Raw genomic sequence first — 23,125 nt, 5'->3', positions numbered from 1 at the left:
AGCGGCCGGGCGGAACCTTACGGAACCGCCACCCCACCAACCATCGCCGCCGCCGAAATCAAGCATGCAGAGGGTTGTTTTCCGGCGCAAGCCGGCATCACGCATTGTTGCGGCCTATCGCGGCACGTCGCGACAATGTGACACGGACAACGAATACCTTGCGCCGCGTCGCTCATCCAAGGATAGCGGGTTAGGGCAAGTCCCGTTCACAGTATCGCGACGACGACACCTATCCACATCAAGAACAGGCAGGCGACGCCGGCGGCGAAGACGAGGGCGCGCCGGCGCAGGTCGTTGCCACCGGTGTGGATCAATGTGTGCACGATCCGCGTCGCCACGAAAGCCCAGGCCAGGGCCGCCATGGCATAGCCGGTGGCACCGACATGGGTCGCGATCAGCACCAGCGCGAAGAACAGCACCGGCGTCTCGAACTGGTTGCTGAAATTCGCGGCGGCGAGCCGGGCGGGTTCCGGATAGCGCTCGGTCGAGACGGCGACGTCCGCTATGCGGACCTCGCGATTGGCGAAGGCCTTCTTGCGACGCAGGAACGTGATCATCAGCACGACGAAGGTCCAGAAGATCTGGGCGAGCGCCGGATAGATCAGCTTGAGCGTCATGGCCTACCTCGTGAAGGACGCGCTGCAGACATGCATCAAAGCAGGTTTCTCACGAGCGGGTCGGATAATTGGGGCTCTCGCGCACGATGGTGACGTCGTGGACATGGCTCTCGCGCAGACCGGCGCTGGTGATGCGGATGAAGCGGGCCTTGGCGCGGTAGTCCTCGAGGTTTCGCCCGCCGACATAGCCCATCGCCGCCCGCAAGCCGCCGGCTAGCTGATGCAGCACGTTGGCGACGGGGCCCTTATAGGCGACCTGGCCCTCGATGCCCTCCGGCACCAGCTTCAGCGAGTCCTTGATGTCCTGCTGGAAATAGCGATCGGCCGAGCCGCGCGCCATCGCGCCGACCGAGCCCATGCCGCGATAGGATTTGTAGGAGCGGCCCTGATAGAGAAAGGTCTCGCCCGGCGTCTCGTCGGTGCCGGCAAGCAGCGAGCCGACCATGGCGCAGGAAGCGCCGGCGGCGAGCGCCTTGGCGAGATCGCCGGAGTATTTGATACCGCCGTCGGCGATCACCGGAATGCCGGCCTTGCTGGCCGCGGAAGCGGCATCCATGATCGCGGTCAGCTGCGGCACGCCGACGCCGGCGACGATGCGGGTGGTGCAGATCGAGCCCGGGCCGATGCCGACCTTGATCGCGTCGGCGCCTGCATCGATCAGGGCCTGGGCGCCGCCGGCGGTGGCGATGTTGCCGGCGATGATCTGGACGGCGTTGGAGAGCTTCTTCACCCGCGTCACGGCTTCCAGCACCTTGGCGGAGTGGCCATGGGCGGTGTCGACGACGATGATGTCGACACCAGCGTCGATCAGCATCTCCGAGCGCTCGAAGCCGCTGTCGCCGGTGGTCGTCGCTGCCGCCACCAGCAGGCGGCCATGCGTGTCCTTGGCGGAGTTGGGATGCGCGACCTGCTTTTCCATGTCCTTGACGGTGATCAGGCCGATGCAGCGGAAATGGTCGTCGACGACGAGCAGCTTCTCGATGCGGAACTGATGGAGCAGGCGGCGGGCCTCATCCTGGCCGACCCCCTCGCGCACCGTGATCAGCCGATCCTTGGTCATCAGCTCGGAGACCGGCTGCTCGGGATTGGCCGCGAAGCGGACGTCGCGATTGGTCAGGATGCCGACGAGGCGGCCCTTATGACCCTGCGGGCCGCGCTCGACCACCGGGATGCCCGAGATCGAGTTGTGCTTCATGATGGCGAGAGCATCGCCCAGCGTCTCGTCCGGGAAGATCGTGATCGGGTTGGCGATCATGCCCGACTCGAATTTCTTCACCAGCTTGACCTGCGCGGCCTGCTGCTCCGGGTCGAGATTGCGGTGCACCACGCCGAGGCCGCCGGCCTGCGCCATGGCGATCGCCATGCCGGCCTCGGTCACCGTATCCATGGCGGAGGCGATGATCGGCAGGTTGAGCGAGATCGTCTTGGTCAGCTTGGTCGAGACGTCGACATCGGCCGGCATGACCTCCGAGGGGCCCGGCTCGAGCAGGACGTCGTCGAAGGTCAGGCCGTCGCGAATAAGGCCGTCGGTGATCGTTGCCATCGTCAACTCCGGGGCCGGCCGGGCCGGCACTAGTTCATGGCCGGGCAGGGCGCCCATGGCCGAGTTGACGAGGCCCGTTATCACGCGGGAGACGAAGCCGCTAGGGGCTGGCGGCGGAAAGTTGTGTTGGGCGCACCCGCGAGGCGCGCCCAACCACGATTCGGCTATTGCTGCTGGCCTGGGCGCGAGCGTCCAGCCTCGGCCGTCGAGGGGCTGACGAAGAAGCAACCGCGCTCCATCATCATCGCGCCCTTGGCATTCGCCATCGCCTGGCATTCCTTCTGGCGGGCGCAGTTATAGGCGCGCAGCGCATCGCCGGAACCGGGCGAGACCATGCGTTCGGCGCAAGCGCGTTCCCAGCTGTTCGACTGGGCGCTCGCGGCGGTGGAGCCGAGGCCGAGGGAGGCGAAGCCGGCGAGGATGGCGAAGGCGGCGGCGCGAACAGGCACGCCGACTGGTGCCAGGCGGTAAGAATGCTGCACTTGACTAGACATGGGACACCTTCGCCGGCGAGCCGGCCCTTCCGATCTCGAATGTGAAGATCTTCGCCCCGGACTTCACATAGGGACGCGCGCCCGTCTTTGACCTGCATCGAACGCATGGCCAGCTTGCCATCACGTCTTCGTGCCAAGGCTTGCGCCTGCCTCGCAGTCACCTTGCGGGCGGTGGATGGATTCGTCATGCGGCAGGCGCAACTCGCGCAAGCCAGCGATTCTTGCCCCTGCATCTCGTCAGAGGGCGGATCGCGGATTAAGGCTGACGCGCAGCTCGCCAGAAAGTCCGCCCGTGCAGCGTGCCAAGCTCCTGCCTCTGATCGTCGCCTGTGCGCTGTTCATGGAGAACACCGACTCGACGGTGATCGCCACCTCGCTGCCGGTGATCGCGCAATCGCTTGGCGAGGACCCGATCGCCCTCAAGCTGGCGGTCACCTCCTATCTGGTCAGCCTCGCGGTCTTCATCCCGATCTCGGGCTGGATGGCCGACAGGTTCGGCGCTCGCACGATCTTCCGTACGGCGCTCGGCGTGTTCATGCTCGGCTCGGTGCTCTGCGCGCTCTCGAACTCGCTCGGCGCTTTCGTCGGCGCCCGCTTCCTGCAGGGCATGGGCGGGGCGATGATGGTGCCGGTCGGCCGCCTCGTCATCCTGCGCAGCGTCGAGAAATCGCAACTGGTCAGCGCGCTCGCCTATCTGACCGTACCGGCGCTGGTCGGCCCCGTGGTCGGCCCCGTGCTGGGCGGTTTCATCACCACCTATTTCGACTGGCGCTGGATCTTCTTCATCAACCTGCCGATCGGTCTGCTCGGCATCGTGCTGGCGACGAAGTTCTTCGAGGATATCCGCGAGGAGGACGTGGCGCCGCTGGACATCAAGGGCTTCCTGCTGTCCTCGACCGGCTTTGCCGCCCTGATGCTCGGCCTGGTGACCGGCGGGCGGCATCTCGTACCGGAGAGCGTCTCCTATGCCTGCGTCGCGTTCGGCGCACTGGCATTGCTGGCCTACTGGTTCCACGCCCGGCGCACCCCCCATCCAGTGCTCAATCTCGGGCTGCTGCGGATCCCGACCTATAATACCGGCGTGATCGGCGGCTCGATCTTCCGCATCGGCATCGGCGCGATCCCGTTCCTGCTGCCGCTGATGCTGCAGCTCGGCTTCGGCCTCAACGCGCTGCAATCGGGCCTGATCACCTTCGCCTCGGCGGCTGGCGCGCTGATCATGAAGACCCTGGCGAAGACGATCCTGCAGCGATTCGGCTTCCGCCGCGTGCTGATCTTCAACGCCCTGATCGGCGCCGCCTTCCTCGCCGCCTCCGGCCTGTTCACGCCGGCGACGCCGCATTGGCTGATGCTCTGCGTGCTCCTGATCGGCGGCTGCTTCCGTTCGCTCCAATTCACCGGCATCAATGCGCTGAGCTATGCCGACATCTCGAACCGCGACATGTCGAGCGCGACCAGCCTGTCGAGCGTCGCGCAGCAATTATCGCTGAGCCTCGGCGTCACCATCGGCGCCTTCGCGCTGGAGACGGCGAACGCCTTCAATGGCGGTGCGGCGCTAGGCGCCGCCGATTTCTGGCCGGCCTTCGTACTCGTCGGGCTGATCGCGGCCTCCTCGGCGCTTTGGATGGCGCGGCTCAAGCCGGATGCCGGCGCCGAGGTCTCCGGTCATGCGCCTGTCAGCGCCCGCAAGGCGACGGCGCAGGCGATCGCCGACCAGAAACCGCTGGAATGACGGGCCGGCGGCATCGCGCCCCGTTGACGAAGGCGCCTCGTCGGGCGACCGGTGGCGGATGACTTCCCTTTCCCAACGCGCCTTTCTCGGCGTGGAGCGCTCGGCGCTCGGACGCCCCTGGCGTGATCGGCTCGACCTTGCGGGGCTGGCGCGGGCCGAAGCCCTGGCGCAGGTCGAAGGCGTCCCCGACGCTGTGGCGCGCATCCTGGCCGGGCGCGGCGTCGTCGCCAGCGAGGCCCTGCGCTATCTCGAACCGAAGCTGCGCGATCTGCTGCCGGACCCTTCCGTGCTGCTCGACATGGAACCGGCGGCTCAAAGGCTGGCGCAGGCGGCGCTGCGGGCTGAGAAGGTCGCGATCTTCGGCGACTACGACGTCGACGGCGCCTGCTCGGCGGCGCTGCTCGCGATCTTCCTCAAGCAGGCCGGGGCCCGCCCGCGCGTGCACATTCCCGACCGGCTGATCGAAGGCTACGGCCCGAATAGCGAGGCGATCGCCATGCTGGCCGGGGAGGGCGCGACGCTCCTCGTCACGGTCGATTGCGGCACGACCAGCCATGAACCGCTGCGCGAGGCCGTGAGGCTCGGCCTCGATGTCGTCGTGCTCGACCACCACCAGGCGCCGGAGCAGCTGCCGGCGGCGGCCGCGATCGTCAATCCGAACCGGCAGGACGATCTCTCCGGCCTCGGCCATCTCTGCGCCGCCGGCGTGGTCTTCCTGACGCTGGTCGCGACCGCACGCGAACTGCGCCGGCTCGGGCATTGGTCGGGCCGGGGCGGGGAGCCCGATCTTCTGGCGATGCTCGATCTCGTCGGGCTCGCGACCGTCGCCGACGTGGTGCCGTTGATCGGCCTCAACCGTGCTTTCGTGCGCCAGGGCATCGCCATTCTGAGGCTGCGCCAGCGGCCCGGTCTCGCGGCGCTGCTCGACGCCGCCGGGCTCGATGGCCCGGCCCAGCCCTGGCATCTCGGCTTCCTGCTCGGCCCGCGCATCAATGCCGGCGGGCGGATCGGCGATGCCGGCCTCGGCGCGCGCCTGCTGATGACCGATGACGAGGTCGAGGCACGCAGCATCGCCGCCGAGCTCAACCGGCTGAACCAGGAGCGGCAGGAGATCGAGCGCGCCGCCGTCGAGGAGGCCGTGGCCGAGGTCGAGCACCGTCTCGGCGACGCGGTCGAGCATCCGGTTCTGCTGGTCGGCTCGGCCGACTGGCATCCGGGCGTGGTCGGGCTGATCGCCGCCCGGCTCAAGGAGCGCTTCCGACGTCCTGCCTTCGCCCTGGCGCGGCATGCCGATGGCGGCGCGACCGGCTCCGGCCGTTCCGTCCCCGGCGTCGATCTCGGCGCCGCGGTGCGCCGGGCGGTCGAGGCCGGGCTCGCGATCAAGGGCGGTGGCCACGCCATGGCGGCGGGAATCACCCTGGCACCCGGCCAGGAGGCGCCCTTCATCGCCTTCATGAGCGCAGAGCTCGCGGCCAATGTCGCCGCCTCGCGCGAATCCGAGGCGCTGCTGGTCGATGCGGCGATCAGCGCGGGCGGTGCAAATCCCCGCCTGCTTGCCGAGATCGACCGCGCCGGCCCCTTCGGCTCCGGCTGCCCCGAGCCGGTCTTCGTGCTGCCGGCGCATCGGCTGGCCGATGTCGTCGAGATCGGTAGCGGCGGGCATTTGCGGGTCAGATTGCGCGCAGGCGACGGCGCCAGCATCGGCGGCGTCGCCTTCCGGGCGGCGCAGGAGCCGCTCGGCCAGGCGCTGCTGGCGGCGCGCGGCGAGCAGGTCCACCTCGCCGCGACGCTGACCCTGAATCGCTGGGGCGGTTCGGAGAAGGCGGAGCTGCGCGTGCTCGATCTGGCGAAGCCGTTGTGAGCCGTCGACAGAAATCCGAAAACCGGGCTTGCCCAACCGCGGCAGGGTGACTATAGCTCGCCCCGCTTCGCAGCAACGCCGCCTCGCGGCAGAAGCTCGCGACCTTCGTCTATCGGTTAGGACACCAGCCTTTCACGCTGGGGAGACGGGTTCGACTCCCGTAGGTCGCGCCACCTTTTTCTGGGTGGCCGTGCGTATCTGAAACTACACGAAAATGAAAAGCGGAAGATCGAGGGCGTCCCCCACGATGCTGCGATGGATGAAAGACCGCGAAGCTCCGACGCGGAAGCGGCCATTGTGCCGGGCATGAGCAGCCGCTGAGCGGCGCGGCGCTTGACAGCTCTTTCCGGGCAGGCTGAAGCAAGCGAAGAGGGCGTCCGCGAACTTCGTGACGGTCCCGGATAGCAGCAGCGGCGGGGGAGCTTCCGGCGCCGCGTTCCGATTGTCCCGCGCAAGAAGCTGAATTAAGGCTTCGGCCCAGCTTCCGTCTCCCGACTGCCCCCATGAGCGCACCCGCTGCTTCCCCTACCGGCGCATCCTTCCGAAACCTTACGGCGGCGCTATTCCTCGCTGTCATGTGGGGGCTTTCGATTCCCATCACGAAGCTTGGCCTTCTTACGCTGCCCCCTTTGACCTTGACTGGGTTGCGCTTCCTGATCGCCGTGCCGTTGATGTTCCTCCTCGTCCTTGGAAAGCAGCGTCTACCACTCAGGGCGTTTCCCAAGGTTGCAGCGCTTGGCATCCTTGGCATTGGGATTGGACAGGTTGCTCAAACCTTCGGTGTCGTTGGAACCTCGGCCTCGGTGGCAACGACGATTTCTGCGGCGATTCCCGCTTTCGTCGTCATTTTCGCGGCGATGAGGCTCAAGCAGTCGGTGTCGAGTATCCAGGCCCTCGGCATTGCCGCGGCCTTCGTAGGAATCGCCTTGGTCGCCTGGGGACGCGGCGATGCGACTTCCGCTGCATCGCAGACAAGTTTGACGGGCGCGGCTCTCGTGCTGCTCTCCGCGTTGACGATTGCGTTCTATTATGTGTGGAGCGTCGAACTCTCGGAACGGCACGGGACCGTTGTCGTGGCGGCTTGGAGCACTCTGTTCGGCTTCATTGCGGTGCTGCCCTGGACTGTTTGGGAGATGTCGCGGGTTTCATTCGAGGTGACCGCTGTCGGCATCGCCTCGGCTGTCTATCTCGGCGTCATGGTGACCGTGGCCGGGCTCTTCCTCTGGCTTCATTTGCTACGGACGGTTCCTGCACGCATCGCGGCAAGTATTCAGTATCTGCAGCCAATCGTTGGCGTCGCGGCTGCGGCGGTGATGTTCGGGGACGCATTGGGGCCGCTTTTCCTCATAGGCGTTGCCCTCGTGCTGATCGGATTGACACTCACTGTCGCAACACGGCGAAAGCAGAAGACCGTAAACTGACCGGGCCCCGGAGAGCCCTCATCACCTGAGGCGCCAAACATGAAGTCACTTCACTCTTCGCCACCATCCGGCTGCATCGCCCGCTGCACCCTGATCTTGTCCTCCAGCTCCACGAGCCGTGCCGACTCCTGACAGGGGCCGCAGGTCGCGTTGTCGCGATGAGGGAGGGCCTCGCCGGCTCGTCCTTCTGGCTGTCCCGAGGGCGTCCGACTACGGCGTCGCTTCTGTTGCCGGGAGAGCATGTCGATCAGACCGAACTGAGCAGGATGCTGGTTTCGCTGTTGAGGACGCCGTCGATGGTCCGGACCTCGCGCAGGACACGGTCGAAATCGCTCAGGCTGTCGGCCCGGACCTCGGCGATCAGATCCCAGCCGCCATTGGTGGTGTGGAGCGAATGCAATTCGGGGAAGCCGCGTAGCTGCCGGATCACCGCGGTCGTCGAACGGCCGGTGACCTCGATCATCATGATCGCCCGGATCGCCTTGTCGTCGGAATCCTGCCGGAACCGGACGGTGAAGCCGAGCACGGCCCCCGATTCGATCAGGCGGTCGAGCCGGCTTTGCACGGTCGCGCGCGACACCCCGAGGATCGTGGCGAGCTTCGAGATCGGCGCACGGCCATCCTCGCGCAGGGCGGAGATCAATCGATGATCCAGCTCGTCGAAAACATGCATGACAAAATGTTCAATCCCGATTGGCAGACTGTTCTGATTTCTGCATCCAAGTGCACTTGTTCGCTGTTCTTAGTGCAAATTGCTTTGCCGTAAAATGGAGAGAGAACGAGACAACGGAGGAGGGTGCGCGATGATGCGGTATGTGGGCGTCGACAACATGGTCCGGCTGGTCAGGGCCGTCGGGGTCGAGGCCTATCTGACCGGGCTCGCGGACTATATCGAACAGGACTTCCGGCGCTGGGCCGAATTCGAGAAGGCGCCGCGCGTCGCCAGCCATTCCCGTGACGGCGTGATCGAGCTGATGCCGACCAGCGACGGCGCGCTCTACGGCTTCAAATATGTCAACGGTCACCCGAAGAACACGCAGTCCGGCCTGCAGACCGTGACGGCCTTCGGCGTGCTGGCGGATGTCGGCACCGGCTATCCGCGCCTGCTCTCCGAGATGACGATCACCACCGCCCTTCGGACGGCGGCGACCTCGGCCGTCGCGGCCCGTTATCTCGCGCGCAAGGATGCCGCGGTGATGGCGATCATCGGGCTCGGCTCGCAATCGGAGTTCCAGGCGCTCGCCTTCAAGGCGCTGAACGGCATCAGGCGCCTGCGCGTCTTCGACATCGATTCGACGGCGACCGAGAAATTCCTCGCCAATCTCGCCGGCCAGGGTTTCGAGATCGAGGTGGCGGCGAGCGCGCAGGAAGCGGTCCTCGGCGCCGACATCATCACGACGGTCACCGCCGACAAGCTGAAGGCGACGATTCTCTCCGACAACATGGTCGGAGCCGGCGTCCACATCAACGCGGTCGGCGGCGACTGCCCCGGCAAGACCGAATTGCAGCGCGAAATCCTGCTGCGTGCCGACGTCTTCGTCGAACTCCCCGAGCAGACGAGGATCGAGGGCGAGATCCAGCAGATGCCGCCCGATTTCCCGGTGACCGAGCTCTGGCGGGTGATCGTGGGCGAGACGGCAGGGCGCCGCACCCGCGACCAGATCACGGTCTTCGATTCCGTCGGCTTCGCCACCGAGGATTTTTCGGCGCTGCGTTATCTCAGCGATCTGATCGAGGGCACGGACTTTTATGACGAGATCGATCTGCTGACCGAGCCGGAAGATCCGCGCAACCTGTTCGGGCTGCTCGCCGCCGCCTGAGGCCGATGGTCTTGCATCGCCGCGGGCCGGACAAGGCCGGGCCGCGGTTCGCGGATCGGGGTAGCGCAAACGGCGCGGCCGCGGCCGATGTCATGCGGCCCCCTTGCCGGCGAACGCGATCGAACGGAGAGGCGCTTCGGAGAGCACTTCCGAGGCAAGCGGCATCGACCGCGGGCCACGGGCCGCCGACAGGTCTACCCTGAACGTCGCGATCAGCCGATCCAGGGCCTGAACCTGGTTTGAAAGGGCCGCTGCGGACGCCGCGCTTTCCTCGGCCAGGGCGGCGTTCTGCTGTGTCGTCGCGTCCATCATCGCCAGGGTCTGGCTCATCTCCTCGATGCCATTGGCCTGTTCCGACGAGCCGGCCGAAATGCCCGAGACGGCCGACGCCACCTGCTGCGAGGCGGCAACGATCCTCTCCAGCGCGGAGCCGGCGGAGCGCACCAGGGTGACCCCGCGCGCGACCTCGGCATTCGAAGCGCCGATCAGCGTATTGATGCCCTTCGAGGCTTCGCCGGAGCGTTGGGCGAGGGTGCGGACTTCCGAGGCCACCACGGCGAAGCCGCGGCCTGCATCGCCGGCTCGGGCCGCCTCGACGGCGGCATTGAGCGCCAGCAGATTGGTCTGGAAGGCGATGCCGTCGATCAGCGAGGTGATCTCGGCGATCTTCTTCGAGGCATCGTCGATCCCCGTCATCGCCTCGACCGCCTGACGGACGATCGCGCCGCCCTCTTCGGCGACCAGCATCGCCTCGCGCGCGGCCTGCTCGGCGTTGCGCGAGGTTTCCGCGTTGCTCTTGACCGAGGCGGCAAGCTCCTCGGTCGTCGCGGCGCTTTCCTCCAGCGAGGCCGCCTGTTCCTCGGCCCGCTCGGCCAGATTCTGCGATGCCTGCGAAACCTCCCCGACGCTGGAACGAATGTCCCGCGTCGTCGACAGGATGGTCCGCATCGTATCCTGCAAGGTGGCGACGGCCGCATTGAAATCGTCTCGGAGCTGGCCGTACTCGCCCGGCAGATCATCGGGCATGCGATAGGTCAGGTCGCCCCGGGCGATGGCGGCCATCGCCTGCCCCACCGAATTGACGACCGCCGCGCGCTCCTTTTCCAGGACCTCCCGTTCGGCCGTGAGCCGAGCAGCCTCGGCGGCCTCCAGATAAAGAGAGATCGCAAAATCCATGTCGAGCAGCGTTGCCTTGGCGACGGCGCTCACTTCCGCGGCGACCGATTGCGCGCTGGCCGCGGCGCCGCTCTTGGCCTGGCGGCCGCGAAAGGCCTTTCCCAGGACGCTCGACGCGGCACTTTCACCTTCGCCCCGAGGCCAGCGCGCCTCGATGAGCTTGCCGATCAGAGATTCGAGGACGAGGCCGTAGCCGCCGATATACCAACGCGGAGCAAGCCCGATCCGGGCATGGACCTGGCCGACGATCGAGACGGCGCTGAGATAATCCTCGTCGAACCGCCCACCCGAGATCATCTCCCAATGGGCGATCTGCTTGCCCTTGGCACCGGCGATCTGAGCCTCCCCCGAAAAGAAAGCTCTTGTTTCCGGAAACGCCCGGACCTGCTCGTAGAAATCGTCGAGCGCTTGGGGCAGCGCGCCCATGACGATCGGCTTTGCGCTCTGAAGATTGTCCAGGGCAGTCTTGCCCAGCTTCATGAATCGAAGACGTTCGGATAGGGCGCTCGACGACGACATGTGACTATCCCGATGGGTTGAGTGATGGCTGAAATCGCGGGCAGGCCAGGCTGGTCCGGTAGGCTGGGAGAAAAATCGCGCGGCTGATCGATCTCGCTTCCGCCGGAAAATGCTCTCCGGCGGCGGCGTGGCGGTCAGGCGGCTCGCACTGTCGCCAGGAAGCTTTCGGCTTCGGAGGAAAGCTTCTCCGCCTGCCGCACCAATTCGGTCGAAGCGGCGAGGGCGTGGGCGGACGCCTCGCTCGACTCCGAAGCGCGCCGGGCCACCCCCACGATGCCGTTCGCCACTTCGGCCGAGCTCTGCCAGGCTTGTCGGAGATTGCAGGCCGTTCGCTCGGTGGCGTGCTCCTGACTGGAGACCGCATGCGCGATCGCCGCTCCGATCTCGTTCATTTCCCGAATGGTCTGCCTGATCGCGTCGGTGGCGAGCGCGACATATTGGGTGAAGTCGCGGATGGCGCCGATCTGTGAGCCGATCTCGGCTGTCGCCTGAGCGGTTTGGGCGGCTAGCAGCTTGACTTCCCCGGCAACCACCGAGAAGCCTCGGCCCGTTTCACCCGCCCGGGCCGCCTCGATGCTCGCATTCATCGCCAGCAGCCTGGTCTTGCCTGCGATCTCGCGGATCGCCTCGACGATGCCGTCGATCTTGTCGACAGAGCCGGTCAATGCGCCCACTTGCAGGCTGATCTGTTCGGCTTCGGTGACGGCGCGCGTGGACACCAGACCGGAAGCTGCGATCTGTTCACCGAACTCGCTGAGGGACGCTGCCAGTTGGTCGGTCGAAAAAGCGACCGTTTCGATGGCCTTCGTCGCCTCCATCGAGGATTCGGTAGCGTCGCTTGCCCTGTGAAGGGTCTCGCTCGCCGAGGCCGCGAGCGACCCCGCCGATGCCTTCAGATCATTCGCGGCGATGGTGACCGAGCGAACGACGGTGGCGACCACCTGTTCGAAACTGCCCGCCAGCCTTTCGAGCGTCTCGCGACGATTGCGGCGCTCGGCCTCGAGATAGACCGAGATCGCCAGGTCCATGTCCAGCAGGGCAGCACGATTGAGCGCGATCGCCGCCCGGCGCATGCGGGGCTCCCGCCCGATCCGCCATGCGGCCTTCGCCTGACCGATACGGGCGGTCAATCCCGCGATAATGAAATTGTAGCCGCCGATATACCAATGCGGCTCGAGGCCGAGCCGGCAATGCACCTCGCCGATGCGCCGGACCGAGCTGGCATATTGATCATCGAAGCTTGCCTCGGTGATCAGGTCCCAGTGCGAGAGCTGCATCTGGCGGGCCCGTTCAATCACGGCATCGTTTGGAAACAACCGAGCGACATCGGGAAATGCGCGAATATGCCGGTAAAATGCGTCGAGCACCCCGGGCAGTTCCGCAGCCACGAGCGGCCGGATCTCGCGCAGCGCGCGGCGCACCTCGTCATCGATCCCGGCGAAGCTGAGTCTTTCGGCAATGTCGTCGCCGCTCGCGCGATCGCCGGAGCCGCCCCGGCCAAAGGTGGGCCGCTCTCCCGGTGAAGGATGCGCGCTCCCGGAACCTGCCACGGATACCGCTCCCACCCCTTCAGGTCCAGCCAGACTCATGGAATGATGGCTCCCCCGCGGCTGATCGCCTCGCACCAATGGAGTCGAGATCGATGCGAACGATTCCGTTCTTATTGAGTACCGTATCGTACATTACGTAAGGTTAACAGGAAATTGTCCACCGCGGCCCAACGCAATGTCCGGGGGAATGCTTGACGCAAGAGTTGAGGGGCGATTTCGAGATTCGAAACCAGATCCTGCTTTCGGTTCGGCCCGAAGCGCGAGCGTTCCTCGCGCCGAGGCTGATCACGCGGCGACTATCGCCGGGCCAGGCGCTCTACCAGGAGAACGAACCGTTCACGCACGCGATCTTCCCGCATGAGGGCGTGATTTCGCTCAGAGCCGAGATGCATGACGGACGCAGCGTCGAAAAAGCCTCGATCGGCTATGAGGGCTTCATCGGCATCGCCTTGATCATGGGGGGAGGCGAGGCGATCAGCCAGTCGACGGTCGCCGTATCCGGCTATGCCTCCTGGCTGTCGATCGAGGATCTGGACGAGGCGATCGCCGGCTTCCCCTGCGTTCGTGACGCCATGCTGCGCTACGCCAAGAGCCTAATCATCCAGCTGCTCGAGACCGTCGCCTGCAACAGCCTGCACAGCGCCGAGGAGCGTATCGCGCGCTGGCTCGCGCTTGCGCATGATCGGGTCGTAGGCGACAGTTTCCAGCTCACCCAGGCGGCGATCTCGCAAGCGCTCGGGCTGCGCCGCGCAACCGTCAACCAAGTCTGTTCGAAGCTGATGGAGAACGGCGCGATCGCCTATTCGCGGGGCGATCTGACCGTTCTCGACGGCGGTCGGCTTCAGGGCCATGCCTGCGAATGCTATGGCAGGGTCCGCAAGGCCTTCGAAATCAATGCGAAACCCGTCGAGCGCTTCATCAGATAGGGCGCGCGAGTTCTGGGCGCTTCGGCGCGACGCACCGGGCCTCTGCCGCCGATCAGGCTCGTCATGCTGACAGCGCATGGAACAGCAGGTTCTCATCCGCCGCCCCGCATCCTATAAGGCCGTACCGCGTGGTTCGAGCCTTTTCGGGAAGGCACCAGGTGGACACTCCCCACCGAGTACCGCGACCGCATGGCCGATCTCGCCAATCTCTTCAATCTGGTCGCGCCCTTCTTCGGGCTGATCGTGCTCGGCTTCGCCGTCGGCCGCTACAAGCAACTGCCGGAGGAGGGGCTCGCATGGATGCAGTTCTTCCTGATCTATGTGGCGCTGCCCTGCCTGTTCTACCGGCTGATCGCCGACAAGCCGCTGAGCGATCTGACGAATTGGGGCTTCGTCCTGGCGACCACCACGGCGACCTTCCTTGCCTTCACGCTCTCCTTCGGGCTCGGCTACAAGTATACGCGGGGGAACATGCCCCAGGCGGTGATGCAGGGCGTCGCCGGCTCCTATTCCAATATCGGCTATATGGGACCGCCGCTGATCCTGGCGGCGCTGGGCCCGGTCGCGAGCGCTCCGGTCGTCCTGATCTTCGTTTTCGACAACCTCCTGCTGTTCTCGCTGATCCCGTTCCTGATGGCTGTCGCCGGCGTCGAGAAGCGCAGCCTCGCGGCGACGGCCGGCGACGTCGCTTGGAAGGTCGCGACGCACCCCTTCAACCTCGCGACCGTCGCCGGCGTGCTCGCGGCTTTCACCAAGCTCGAGCTGCCGACCGCGATCGACAAGATGACGCTCTGGCTGTCGCAGGCGGCGGCGCCCTGCGCGCTCTTCCTGCTCGGCGTCACCGTCGCGCTGCGGCCGATGAAGCGCATGCCCGGCGAATTGCCGGCGCTGGTCTTCATCAAGCTGGTGCTGCACCCCTTGCTGGTCTGGGTGCTGCTCTCGGCGATGGACAATTTCTCCGACGCCTGGATTTATGCGGCGGTGATCATGGCGGCGCTGCCGCCGGCGCTGAACATCTTCGTGATCTCGACGCAGTACCGCGTCGGCGTCGAGCGCGCCTCGGCCTGTATCCTCGTCGGCACCATCGTCTCCACCGTGACGCTGACGGGCTTCCTGTGGCTGGTGAAGACGGGCAGGATGCCGGCCGACCTCTTCCATTGAGCGCCCCTCCGGGCCTCGCCAAGGGCCCGACGATGCAGCCGCTTTCCGATCTCCTCGTCCTCGATTTCTCGACGCTGCTGCCGGGACCGCTCGCCAGCCTGTTCCTGGCCGAAGCGGGGGCAAGGATCATCAGGATCGAGCGGCCGGAGGGCGAGGATATGCGCCGCTTCCCGCCACGGCTCGGCGAGACCTCGGCGCCGTTCGCGGCGCTCAATCGCGGCAAGACCAGCCTCGCCATCGACCTGAAGGCTCCCGATGCGTTGGAGCGACTGCGCCCGCTGATCGAGAAGGCCGACATCCTGATCGAGCAGTTCCGGCCGGGCGTGATGGAGCGGCTGGGCTTCGGCTTTGAAGCCATGCGTGCCGTCAACCCGCGGCTGATCTATTGCTCGATCAGCGGCTACGGGCAGGAAGGCCCCCGCGCGCTCGAAGCAGGGCACGACATCAACTACCAGGCGATCGGCGGGCTGCTCGGCCAGTCCCTGAAGCGCGGCGAGCCCGCGCCGCTGCCGCCGACGCTGGTCGCAGACATCGCCGGCGGGGCGATGCCGGCCGTACTCAACATCCTGCTGGCGCTGCGCGAGCGCGACCTTTCGGGGCAGGGCTGTCATCTCGACATCGCCATGACCGACGCGATGCCGACCTTCGCCTGGTACGGGCTGGCGCAGGGCCAGGCGAGCGGGCGCTATCCGCAGGGTGGCGAGGGGCTTTTGACCGGCGGCAGCCCGCGCTACGGGCTCTATGCCACCGCCGATGGCTGGTTCCTCGCCGTCGGGGCGCTGGAAGAGAAGTTCTGGGCGATCTTCAGCGCGGCGATCGGTCTCGACGAGGCCCTGCGCGACGATCGCCGACAGGAGGAAGCAACGCGCACCGCCGTTGCGGCCCTGATCGGCGCGCAGCCGGCCGCGCACTGGCGCGGGCTGCTCGAACCGCTCGACTGCTGCTGCACCGTGGTACGGACGCTCGAGGAGGCGCTGGCCGACCCGCAGCTCACCGCCCGCGGTTTGCTCGACCGGCAGGCCGAGGAGCCGGGCGGGCGCCGGATCGTCTCGACGCCTTTACCGCTGGCGCCGGTCTTCCGCGATGCGGCGCCGGCGCTGCGCAAGGTTCCGGCCGTCGGCGACGAGATGCTCTGAGCCTGAGGCGCGCGCTCAGCCTGCGGCGGTGCCACCGGCGAGGCCCTGGCGCATCACGAGCCGGCGCAGCGGCCCGAAGCGCGACAGCGCGAGCAGGCCGGCGCCGCGCAGGAGGTCGGCGGGCAAGAGATCGGTCAGCAGGGTCCGGTTGAGGGCGTCGACCGCACCGGTGCGCAACCGGACGTCGGTCTGTCGCGAAAGATCGTAGCGCGCCAGCGGCCCTTCCGCGCCGGGGTCCTCGGCCTCGATCAGGGAGTCGCGCAGCGCGGCGACGTCGCGCAGGCCGAGATTGAGGCCCTGCGCACCGATCGGCGGGAAGACATGGGCGGCCTCGCCGATCAGTGCGGCGCGGTCCGTGGCGAAGCGCTCGACGGAAAGGCCGCCCATCGGCACGCGCCCACGCCGGCCCTCGACGGTCATCGCGCCGACAATCGAATGAGTCTGGCGCTCGACCGCGCGGGCGAAGCCGGCATCGTCGAGCGCGGCGACCTCGTCGGCCTCGCGGGGAGCCAACATCCAGACAAGCGAGGAACGGCGGCCCGGCAGCGGCACCAGCGTGCACGGCCCGGCGCGGGTGTGGAACTCGGTCGAGGCGTCGCCATGCTCGCGGCGATGGCCGAGGATCGCGGTCAGCGCGACCTGCGGATAAGTCCAGTCGCGCGTCTCGATGCCAGCGGCGGCGCGAACCCGCGAATTGCGGCCATCGGCACCGATCACGAGCGCCGCATGCAGCGGCTCGAAGCCGGCGCCGGAGAGCCGCACCGCGTCCGGCCCGAGCTCGATCTCCTCGACCGGAAAGGGCACCATGCGGATCGCCGGTTTCTGCGCGGCGCGCGCGGCGAGCGTCTCGACCAGGGCGGCGTTCTCGACATTCCAGCCGAAGGCCGGAAGCCCGAGCTCGGCGGCCTTGAACTCGACCGGCGGCTGACGGAACAGGCTGCCGGTATCGTCGACAAGGCGCATGATCTCGAGCGGGGCGGCGATGCGCTCCAGTGCCTTGCCGAGGCCGAGTTCGCCGAGCAGGCGCCAGGAGCCGTCGAGCAGGGCGACAGTGCGACCGTCGCGCGGGGCGGTCGCGGCGCCAAACAGTACACTCTCCCGGCCAGTGGCGGCGAGGGCGAGCGCCGCGGCGAGCCCGACGGCGCCGGCGCCGACGATGGCGATCTGGCAATCCTGCATGCTTTGTTCCGTCATGCCGTCTTGGCTAGCTCATGTCGGCGGCGCTGGCGAGCGCGCCCTTGCCGCAGCTCAGACATCACGAAACCTCACCAGCCTATCGTCGATGCCTTCATGGCCGAGCACGCGGCGCACCGGCGCCGTCGCTCCGAGGATCTCGACCTTGGCGTCATGGCGGATCGCCTTGTCGATCATCGCCCGCAGCGCGACGGCGGCGCTGGAATCGGCAAAGGGGACGTCCGAGAGGTCGAGCACGATACGAGCCGGAAAGGGCCCGGTCCGATCGAGCACGGTCGCGACACTCATGCTGGCTCCGAAGAAGAGCGGGCCGGAAATGCGATAGCGGAAGGTATCGCCATTGCCGTTGCGGGGCACATCCACTTCGGCGGGCTCGGACATATCATCGTCGTCGACCAGGGCCGGGTCCATGCCGGCCTCGACGGTCACGACATTGGCCATGCGGTGCATGAAGATCAGCGAGCCGAGCACGACGCCGACGCCGATACCAACCATCAGATCCTCGAAGATCACCAACAGGAAGGTCGCGAGCAGGACCACCGAATCGGCGCGGGAATGCCTGAGGATGGCGATGAAGGCCGCCTTCTCCGCCATGTTCCAGGCGACGACGGCGAGCACCCCTGCCAGCGCGGCCAGCGGGATGTACGAGGCGAGCGGCGCAGCGACCAGCATGAAGAGCAGCACGAACAAGGCGTGCAGCATGCCCGCGACAGGCGACTGCCCGCCGGCCCGGACATTGGTCGCCGTGCGCGCGATGGTCCCGGTCACGCAAATGCCGCCGAACAGGGAGGCGCCGATATTGGCGGCCCCCTGCGCCACCAGTTCGGTGTTGGAGCGGTGCCGCCGGCCGGTCATGCCGTCGGCGACCACGGCCGAGAGCAGCGATTCGATGCCGCCGAGGATCGCGATCGAGACCGCCGCCGGCAGGACCGCGACCAGCTTCTCGAGGCTGAAGGCCGGCAGATGCGGGGCCGGTAGCGAGTTCGGGATGCCGCCAAAGCGGCTGCCGATGGTCTCGACCGGCAGATTCAGCAGGAAGACCAGCGCAGCGGCGAGCGCGACGGCGATCAACAGCCCCGGCCAGCCCGGCCGCCACCGGCGCAGGCCGAGGATGACGCCGATGGTCAGCGCCGAAAGCGCGACGGCCGCGGGGTTGATGGTAGCGAGCGCCCCCGAGAGCGCCTCCAGCTTCGGCAGCAATGCCGCCGGCTCCTTGCCCGGCAGGGTCAGCCCGAAGAGGTCACGAATCTGGCTGGCGAAGATGATGATGGCAATGCCGGCAGTGAAGCCGACCAGGACCGGGTGCGGAATGTATTTGATATAGGTGCCGAGCCTGAGCAGCCCGATGGCGATGAGAATGGCCCCGGCGAGCAGCGTCGCCAGCACCAGCCCGTCGAAGCCATGCTGGTCGATGGTCGCGGCGATCAGGACGATGAAGGCGCCGGCCGGGCCGCCGATCTGGTGCCGGCTGCCGCCGAGGGCCGAAACCAGGAAGCCGCCGATGATGGCGGTGAAGAGGCCGGCCGCCGGGGTTGCGCCGCTGGCGATGGCGATCGCCATGGAAAGGGGCAGGGCGACGATGGCGACCGTCAGTCCGGCGAGCGCGTCGGCCCGCAATCGGGCTGGGCCGTAGCCCTCCCGCAATACGGTGAAGAGCTTGGGAGCGAAGGTTCCATGCGAAGCCGTGTCGCTGCCAAGGCGCGCCCCTGGCTCGTTCATGTCTTGTTCCTGCGCTGCGATCCCACCAGCCCGACCGCGCTCCGGCACGCGACTCGCGCCGGACGCCGACCCCCATGCGCAGTCCAGCCGTTGCGCCGCCCGGATGCAAGTCCCTATGGTCGCGCACCTGCCTCGAGGAGAGATTGCCATGGTGAAGGCCATTCGCGTGCACAAGACCGGCGGACCGGACGTGCTCCAACTCGAAGACATCGCGCTGCCGGCGCCGGGGCCCGGTCAACTGCTGATCCGCAACCGTGCCATCGGCCTCAACTTCATCGACACCTATTTCCGGACCGGCCTCTACCCGGCGCCGCAGCTCCCGTTCACGCCCGGTAACGAGTCGGCCGGGGATGTCCTCGCGGTCGGCGAAGGCGTCACCGAGTTCAAGCCGGGCGACCGTATCGCCTGCGTCGCGGGCCTCGGCGCCTATGCCGAGGAGCGGATCATTCCCGCGGCTGCGGCCGTGGCCTTGCCCGATGCGGTGTCCTATGAGGCCGCCGCCAGCATGATGCTGAAAGGCCTGACGGCCGAGTACCTGCTGCACCGGACCTACAAGGTTAAGCCGGGCGACACGATCCTCGTCCATGCCGCGGCCGGTGGCACCGGCACCATTCTCTGCCAGTGGGGCAAGGCGCTGGGCGCCACGGTGATCGGCACCGCCGGCTCGAAAGAGAAGGCCGATCTCGCCAGGGCCCATGGCGCCGATCACGTCATTCTCTACGGCGAGGAGGACGTCGCCGCGCGCGTCAAGGAGATCACCGGTGGCCAGGGTTGCGACGTGGTCTATGACGGCGTCGGCAAGGACACCTTCATCGCCTCGCTCGACTCGCTGAAGCCATTCGGCCTGCTGGCGAGCTTCGGCAATGCCTCGGGCGCAGTCGACGGCGTCAATCTCGGCATCCTGGCGAGCAAGGGCTCGCTCTACGTGACCCGGCCGACGCTCAACACGCATACCGCCAAGCGCGAGACCATGGTCGAGATGGCGAAGAACCTGTTCGGCGCGGTGAGCTCCGGCAAGGTCACGGTGGCGATCAATGCCCGCTTCCCGCTGGCCGAGGCGGCTGCGGCCCATCGCGCCCTCGAAAGCCGCGGCACCACCGGCTCGACGGTGATTATTCCGTAGCGCATTTTCGAGCGGAGTGGGCGCCGGTTCGTCTGGAGAAAATGCGAACTGGAGCAGTCATGCGTTTCAACGAAGCGCAGAATGCTCCAGTCACCGCAGCATCCGGAGCGCTATTCCGCCCGAATTGCCGTTTAGGAACGGTCCTGCCGGAAGCGCTTTCCGGCTGGAGCGGGCTGCGAGCAGGTTTCGGGATGAACAGGTTGGGGCTGGCGCTGCTGCTGGCGCTCGGGCTCGCCGGTGCTGGGGCGCTCGTCGCACCACCGGCCTTGCGGCTGTGGGAGCTTCACATGGCCGCCGATGACCCGGTCGCGCTGTCGCAGCTGCGCCTCGGCGAGACCCTCGATGCGGCGCGCGTTGCAACGGGGATCGACGCAGCGATCGATGCCGGCGACGCCGAGCTCGCCGACAGCTTCATCTCACTCGCAGCCGAACGCGGCATAGCGGTGGCGCCCGAGCAGCTCCGGCGACTCCAGGCGCTGCGCGACGGTGCCTGGCTGCGCTCCGCTTCCGATTTCGGACATGGTTTCCTCGCCGGAGCGCGCGATAGCGACGCCGCCTTCGCCGGAGCGCTGGCGAGCGATGTCAGCGGCTTTGGCGATCTGCGCGATCTTGCCCTCGAAGGACGCAAGCTGCTCGGCGGGGAGGGCGCGGACGAAACCGTTCTTGCACTCTCGGCCGTCGGGCTCGCCGTCAGCGCCGCTACCTGGGTGAGCCTTGGTGGCGGCCTGCCGGCCCGTGGTGGCCTGAGCGCCGTCAAGGCCGCCGGCAAGGCGAAGCTGCTGTCGCCGGCCCTCACCGCCAGTCTCGGCCGTGCCGCCGCAGGCGCGCTCGACAGGCCGGCACTCGCCGCCAGCTTCGGCGCCGCCGCGCGGCTCGACCTTGCCGCGGCGAAAGTCGCGGCCGGCGGGATCGTCCGCCCGGCAGCGCTGGCACGCTTCACGGCGCTCGGACAGGATGCCGGTGTCCTCTATGCCCGTACCGGCCAGCGCGGCCTGCGGCAGGTGCTCGCCATAGCCGACGATGCCGGCGATATCGGCAAGGCGGCCCGGCTCGGAGCGGCGAAACCTTCGACCTTGCGGGCGACACTGAAGGTGCTCGGCCGTTCGGCCCTGGTGCTCGGAACGCTAAGCCTCAGCGCCGCGAGCTGGATGCTGGCCCTGATCGGCTATGCGCTGGCGCTCGCCATGGCGGCGCAGCGCTTCGGCTGGTGGCTCGGCCGCCTCGGCCGTCGCCGCAGGCTGGAGCGAGCGAGACGGCAAGGGGCCTCGGTCCTTCGCTGGCAGCCGGCCCTGCCTGCCGCAGCATGAGCCGGCGCGAAGCCGCCCTAAGAGAAAAAAGCGAAAGCAGGCGAAAGCGAGAATCGAAAGCGCTTCTGCCGACGGCAATGACCGGGAAGCAAATCACTTCCCGGACCTTACGTCATGTACCGCTTCCTGCGCCTTGCAGGCTTCAGCCTCTCCTTCCTGATCGTTGCGACCGTTCTCTTCGGCCAGCTGACCAGCCGGCCGACCATCAACGTCGCGCTGCAGCTCGAAGAGGGCCAGGCCCGGCTCGAAAAGCCCTCGCGGATGCGTGTCGGGCGTGTCGCCGAAATCCGCCGCATGCCGCGCGTCGTCGGTGCGAGCTTCGCCTGATCAGAGGAAGCGACAAGAGGTTCCGTCAGACCGCAACCCCGTGGAGGTCATAGGCGTCGGCGCGCTCGACCTTGACCGTGACGATGTCGCCCGGCCGCAGCGGCCTCCGGCTCGCAACATAGACATTGCCGTCGATCTCCGGCGCATCCCATTTCGAGCGCCCCTTGGCGACGCTCGGGCCGGCCTCGTCGATGATCACCGGAATGCGCTTGCCGACCCTCGCCTTGGCGAGGCGGGCGCTGACCAACGCCTGGGTCTTCATGAAGCGGTGCCAGCGCGCTTCCTTCTCCTCCTCGGCGATGGCGGGCAGGCCGAGATCATTGGCCTTGGCGCCCTTCACCGGCTCGTATTTGAAGCAGCCGACGCGCTCGAGCTTCGCTTCCTTCAGCCAGTCGAGCAGGAAATCCACATCCTCCTCGGTCTCGCCGGGGAAGCCGACGATGAAGGTCGAGCGAATGGCGAGATCGGGGCAGATTTCCCGCCATTTGCCGATGCGCTCCAGCGTCTTCTCGTGATGGGCCGGCCGATGCATCGCCTTCAGCACGCTCGGCGAAGCGTGCTGGAAGGGGATGTCGAGATAGGGCAGAACGTGCCCTTCCGCCATCAGCGGGATGACCTCGTCGACATGCGGATAGGGGTAGACATAGTGCAGGCGCACCCAGATGCCCATCTGGCCGAGCTCGCGCGCCAGCTCGAAGAAACGGGTGCGGATCTCGCGATCCTTCCACATCGAGGGTGCGTATTTGATGTCGAGGCCGTAGGCGCTGGTGTCCTGCGAGATCACCAGGAGTTCCTTGACCCCGGCCTTGACCAGCTTCTCGGCCTCGCGGAGCACCTCGCCGATCGGCCGCGAGACGAGGTCGCCACGCAGATTCGGGATGATGCAGAAGCTGCAACGATTATTGCAACCTTCTGAAATCTTTAAATATGCGTAGTGGCGCGGCGTCAGCTTGATGCCCTGTTCGGGGACTAGGTCGACGAAGGGGTCATGCTTCGGCGGCACCGCCTGATGGACGGCCGAGACGACGCTCTCATAGGCCTGCGGGCCGGTGATCGCGAGCACGTTCGGGAAGGCGCCACGGATCTGCTCGGGCTCGGCGCCCATGCAGCCGGTGACGATCACCTTGCCGTTCTCGGCCATGGCCGAGCCGATCGCCTCGAGCGATTCCTGCTTGGCGCTGTCGAGGAACCCGCAGGTGTTGACGATGACGAGGTCGGCGCCCGCATGGCTCTTGCTGAGCTCATAGCCCTCGGAGCGCAGCGAGGTGATGATGCGCTCGGAGTCGACCAGGGCCTTGGGACACCCCAGCGAGACGAAGGAGATTTTCGGCGCGACGGCATTCATCGGCGGCTGGACTCGATGTCAGGAAAAGGGAAAGGCGCGGCAGGGCCGGCGCATTGGCGCTTCCTTTGATCCTTTTTCGACGAATTTGCAAATGCCGGATGAGCGCAGGCGGGTTTCAAGATGGCTTTCGGGATGATCGTCATCATGCCGAAAG

General features: G+C 67.0%; 19 protein-coding genes and 1 tRNA gene. 11 read left to right on the top strand and 9 right to left on the bottom strand.

Going from position 1 to position 23,125, the window contains the following annotated elements:
• Nucleotides 1–206: 206 nt before the first annotated feature.
• The 3 genes from J0J10_RS04385 to J0J10_RS04375 all read right to left on the bottom strand — a co-directional run bounded on the left by J0J10_RS04385 (nt 207) and on the right by J0J10_RS04375 (nt 2,654).
• Nucleotides 207–617, bottom strand: coding sequence for an MAPEG family protein (locus J0J10_RS04385; RefSeq protein ID WP_291645440.1), 411 nt, complete (start codon nt 615–617; stop codon nt 207–209).
• Between the two features lie 49 nt (nt 618–666).
• A complete protein-coding gene (gene guaB, locus J0J10_RS04380; RefSeq protein ID WP_291645439.1) occupies nt 667–2,160 on the bottom strand; it encodes an IMP dehydrogenase in 1,494 nt (497 codons plus the stop codon).
• A 164-nt stretch (nt 2,161–2,324) separates the two neighbouring features.
• Complete coding sequence (locus tag J0J10_RS04375) at nt 2,325–2,654, bottom strand: hypothetical protein (RefSeq protein ID WP_291645438.1); 330 nt, start codon at nt 2,652–2,654, stop codon at nt 2,325–2,327.
• A gap of 292 nt (nt 2,655–2,946) precedes the next feature.
• Between J0J10_RS04375 and J0J10_RS04370 the strand changes: the two genes are divergently transcribed.
• The 4 genes from J0J10_RS04370 to J0J10_RS04355 all read left to right on the top strand — a co-directional run bounded on the left by J0J10_RS04370 (nt 2,947) and on the right by J0J10_RS04355 (nt 7,668).
• Nucleotides 2,947–4,386 carry a DHA2 family efflux MFS transporter permease subunit gene (locus J0J10_RS04370; RefSeq protein WP_291645437.1) on the top strand — a complete coding sequence of 480 codons (1,440 nt, stop codon included), beginning with the start codon at nt 2,947–2,949 and terminating at the stop codon, nt 4,384–4,386.
• 58 nt (nt 4,387–4,444) lie between these two features.
• A complete protein-coding gene (gene recJ, locus J0J10_RS04365) occupies nt 4,445–6,247 on the top strand; it encodes a single-stranded-DNA-specific exonuclease RecJ (protein WP_291645436.1) in 1,803 nt (600 codons plus the stop codon).
• A 98-nt stretch (nt 6,248–6,345) separates the two neighbouring features.
• Nucleotides 6,346–6,420: transfer RNA gene (locus tag J0J10_RS04360), tRNA-Glu, on the top strand.
• A 330-nt stretch (nt 6,421–6,750) separates the two neighbouring features.
• A complete protein-coding gene (locus J0J10_RS04355) occupies nt 6,751–7,668 on the top strand; it encodes a DMT family transporter (RefSeq protein WP_291640974.1) in 918 nt (305 codons plus the stop codon).
• Between the two features lie 247 nt (nt 7,669–7,915).
• On the opposite strand, the gene J0J10_RS04350 is transcribed toward J0J10_RS04355, so the two are convergent.
• Complete coding sequence (locus J0J10_RS04350; RefSeq protein WP_291640977.1) at nt 7,916–8,341, bottom strand: Lrp/AsnC family transcriptional regulator; 426 nt, start codon at nt 8,339–8,341, stop codon at nt 7,916–7,918.
• 130 nt (nt 8,342–8,471) lie between these two features.
• Between J0J10_RS04350 and J0J10_RS04345 the strand changes: the two genes are divergently transcribed.
• On the top strand, nt 8,472–9,488 hold the full coding sequence (locus tag J0J10_RS04345) for an ornithine cyclodeaminase (RefSeq protein ID WP_291645435.1): 1,017 nt from the start codon (nt 8,472–8,474) through the stop codon (nt 9,486–9,488).
• Nucleotides 9,489–9,578: 90 nt separating this feature from the next.
• Here the strand turns inward: J0J10_RS04345 and J0J10_RS04340 are convergent, their stop codons facing one another.
• Both J0J10_RS04340 and J0J10_RS04335 read right to left on the bottom strand, forming a co-directional pair.
• The gene (locus J0J10_RS04340) at nt 9,579–11,144 is read right to left on the bottom strand and encodes a methyl-accepting chemotaxis protein (RefSeq protein WP_291645434.1); all 1,566 of its coding nucleotides are present in this window, start codon (nt 11,142–11,144) and stop codon (nt 9,579–9,581) included.
• A gap of 173 nt (nt 11,145–11,317) precedes the next feature.
• Nucleotides 11,318–12,772 carry a globin-coupled sensor protein gene (locus tag J0J10_RS04335; RefSeq protein WP_291645433.1) on the bottom strand — a complete coding sequence of 485 codons (1,455 nt, stop codon included), beginning with the start codon at nt 12,770–12,772 and terminating at the stop codon, nt 11,318–11,320.
• A 152-nt stretch (nt 12,773–12,924) separates the two neighbouring features.
• On the opposite strand from J0J10_RS04335, the gene J0J10_RS04330 reads away from it, so the two are divergent.
• From J0J10_RS04330 to J0J10_RS04320, 3 genes are all read left to right on the top strand, one after another.
• Entirely contained in the window at nt 12,925–13,659 is a 735-nt protein-coding gene (locus J0J10_RS04330; RefSeq protein ID WP_291645432.1) for a Crp/Fnr family transcriptional regulator, read from the top strand.
• A 189-nt stretch (nt 13,660–13,848) separates the two neighbouring features.
• Nucleotides 13,849–14,820: an AEC family transporter gene (locus J0J10_RS04325; protein ID WP_291645431.1), complete on the top strand. Its 972-nt coding sequence runs from the start codon at nt 13,849–13,851 to the stop codon at nt 14,818–14,820.
• Nucleotides 14,817–15,956: a CaiB/BaiF CoA transferase family protein gene (locus J0J10_RS04320; RefSeq protein WP_291645430.1), complete on the top strand. Its 1,140-nt coding sequence runs from the start codon at nt 14,817–14,819 to the stop codon at nt 15,954–15,956. Before J0J10_RS04325 ends, J0J10_RS04320 begins: the two co-directional genes overlap by 4 nt.
• A gap of 15 nt (nt 15,957–15,971) precedes the next feature.
• Here J0J10_RS04320 and J0J10_RS04315 read toward each other — a convergent pair whose 3' ends face one another.
• A complete protein-coding gene (locus tag J0J10_RS04315; RefSeq protein ID WP_291645429.1) occupies nt 15,972–17,135 on the bottom strand; it encodes an FAD-dependent monooxygenase in 1,164 nt (387 codons plus the stop codon).
• Between the two features lie 69 nt (nt 17,136–17,204).
• Nucleotides 17,205–18,869, bottom strand: coding sequence for a SulP family inorganic anion transporter (locus J0J10_RS04310; RefSeq protein WP_291645428.1), 1,665 nt, complete (start codon nt 18,867–18,869; stop codon nt 17,205–17,207).
• Between the two features lie 148 nt (nt 18,870–19,017).
• Between J0J10_RS04310 and J0J10_RS04305 the strand changes: the two genes are divergently transcribed.
• From J0J10_RS04305 to J0J10_RS04295, 3 genes are all read left to right on the top strand, one after another.
• Nucleotides 19,018–19,992 carry a quinone oxidoreductase family protein gene (locus J0J10_RS04305; RefSeq protein WP_291645427.1) on the top strand — a complete coding sequence of 325 codons (975 nt, stop codon included), beginning with the start codon at nt 19,018–19,020 and terminating at the stop codon, nt 19,990–19,992.
• Between the two features lie 191 nt (nt 19,993–20,183).
• Nucleotides 20,184–21,299 carry a hypothetical protein gene (locus J0J10_RS04300; RefSeq protein ID WP_291645426.1) on the top strand — a complete coding sequence of 372 codons (1,116 nt, stop codon included), beginning with the start codon at nt 20,184–20,186 and terminating at the stop codon, nt 21,297–21,299.
• 114 nt (nt 21,300–21,413) lie between these two features.
• Nucleotides 21,414–21,626, top strand: coding sequence for a hypothetical protein (locus tag J0J10_RS04295; protein WP_291645425.1), 213 nt, complete (start codon nt 21,414–21,416; stop codon nt 21,624–21,626).
• 25 nt (nt 21,627–21,651) lie between these two features.
• Here the strand turns inward: J0J10_RS04295 and rimO are convergent, their stop codons facing one another.
• Nucleotides 21,652–22,971 (bottom strand): 30S ribosomal protein S12 methylthiotransferase RimO, encoded by a 1,320-nt coding sequence (rimO, locus tag J0J10_RS04290; protein WP_291645424.1) that lies wholly within the window; start codon nt 22,969–22,971, stop codon nt 21,652–21,654.
• Nucleotides 22,972–23,125: the final 154 nt, after the last annotated feature.

The sequence above is a fragment of the Allobosea sp. genome (genome assembly GCF_017308075.1).
Lineage (GTDB): Bacteria > Pseudomonadota > Alphaproteobacteria > Rhizobiales > Beijerinckiaceae > Allobosea.
Note: the sequence above shows the minus strand (reverse complement) of the source record. Positions and strands in the feature narration are given on the sequence as shown.

Coding starts and splice junctions, on each gene's coding strand:
- J0J10_RS04385 (WP_291645440.1), bottom strand. CDS start 617: ATGACGCTCAAGCTGATCTATCCGGCGCTCGCCCAGATCTTCTGGACC.
- guaB (WP_291645439.1), bottom strand. CDS start 2,160: ATGGCAACGATCACCGACGGCCTTATTCGCGACGGCCTGACCTTCGAC.
- J0J10_RS04375 (WP_291645438.1), bottom strand. CDS start 2,654: ATGTCTAGTCAAGTGCAGCATTCTTACCGCCTGGCACCAGTCGGCGTG.
- recJ (WP_291645436.1), top strand. CDS start 4,445: ATGACTTCCCTTTCCCAACGCGCCTTTCTCGGCGTGGAGCGCTCGGCG.
- J0J10_RS04355 (WP_291640974.1), top strand. CDS start 6,751: ATGAGCGCACCCGCTGCTTCCCCTACCGGCGCATCCTTCCGAAACCTT.
- J0J10_RS04350 (WP_291640977.1), bottom strand. CDS start 8,341: ATGCATGTTTTCGACGAGCTGGATCATCGATTGATCTCCGCCCTGCGC.
- J0J10_RS04345 (WP_291645435.1), top strand. CDS start 8,472: ATGATGCGGTATGTGGGCGTCGACAACATGGTCCGGCTGGTCAGGGCC.
- J0J10_RS04340 (WP_291645434.1), bottom strand. CDS start 11,144: ATGAAGCTGGGCAAGACTGCCCTGGACAATCTTCAGAGCGCAAAGCCG.
- J0J10_RS04335 (WP_291645433.1), bottom strand. CDS start 12,772: ATGAGTCTGGCTGGACCTGAAGGGGTGGGAGCGGTATCCGTGGCAGGT.
- J0J10_RS04325 (WP_291645431.1), top strand. CDS start 13,849: ATGGCCGATCTCGCCAATCTCTTCAATCTGGTCGCGCCCTTCTTCGGG.
- J0J10_RS04315 (WP_291645429.1), bottom strand. CDS start 17,135: ATGCAGGATTGCCAGATCGCCATCGTCGGCGCCGGCGCCGTCGGGCTC.
- J0J10_RS04310 (WP_291645428.1), bottom strand. CDS start 18,869: ATGAACGAGCCAGGGGCGCGCCTTGGCAGCGACACGGCTTCGCATGGA.
- J0J10_RS04305 (WP_291645427.1), top strand. CDS start 19,018: ATGGTGAAGGCCATTCGCGTGCACAAGACCGGCGGACCGGACGTGCTC.
- J0J10_RS04300 (WP_291645426.1), top strand. CDS start 20,184: ATGAACAGGTTGGGGCTGGCGCTGCTGCTGGCGCTCGGGCTCGCCGGT.
- J0J10_RS04295 (WP_291645425.1), top strand. CDS start 21,414: ATGTACCGCTTCCTGCGCCTTGCAGGCTTCAGCCTCTCCTTCCTGATC.
- rimO (WP_291645424.1), bottom strand. CDS start 22,971: ATGAATGCCGTCGCGCCGAAAATCTCCTTCGTCTCGCTGGGGTGTCCC.